The organism is Flammeovirga agarivorans (assembly GCF_012641475.1).
Lineage (GTDB): Bacteria > Bacteroidota > Bacteroidia > Cytophagales > Flammeovirgaceae > Flammeovirga > Flammeovirga agarivorans.
Window position 1 is genome coordinate 1 of the sequence record NZ_JABAIL010000135.1, and the last position, 521, is coordinate 521.

At 54.5% G+C, this 521-nt stretch carries 1 protein-coding gene; it reads left to right on the top strand.

The annotated features are described in order from the left end of the window. A partial coding sequence (locus HGP29_RS28845; RefSeq protein WP_211093486.1) for a hypothetical protein occupies positions 1-521 on the top strand: 521 nt, incomplete at both ends.

Here is a 521-nt window from a genome sequence, read left to right on the forward strand (position 1 = left end):
CGGCATGGCAAATAACGCGCTGGTACTCGGCTGTTGGAACTCGACGTTCGACCTTACGCTATTTGGGATTGGCTCTGGGTCAAACCTTAACATAGCGTTACGGGCCGGGGCTGGCGTTACCCACCCGGAGACTGGTGTGCCCACTACCCTCGGTAAGAACAACACGTTCAACGTTAAGAGTTTTAGCTCATCGTCGCTTGCTGTCACCCTAAGTATCGCCCAACAAGAGCGCCCAATCTTTGGTGCTGGCTGTGTTGACGTCGATTCTGCAAACAAGTCAGTCGCTCTCGGTAGTAACGTTACCGTTCCGACCATGCTCCCGCTGGCGTTAACCAAAGGTATCGACTCCGGCTCTGGCTGGGTTGGTGGAAGGACTAAGGGTGGTATCTGGTTCGATGGTAACTACCGCGATGCGGCGGTGCGCTGGAACGGTCAGTACGTATGGGTGGCTGACAATGGTTCGCTCAAAGCAGCGCCTACTAAACCGGATTCTGACTCGCCTTCTAATGGTGTGGTTATTG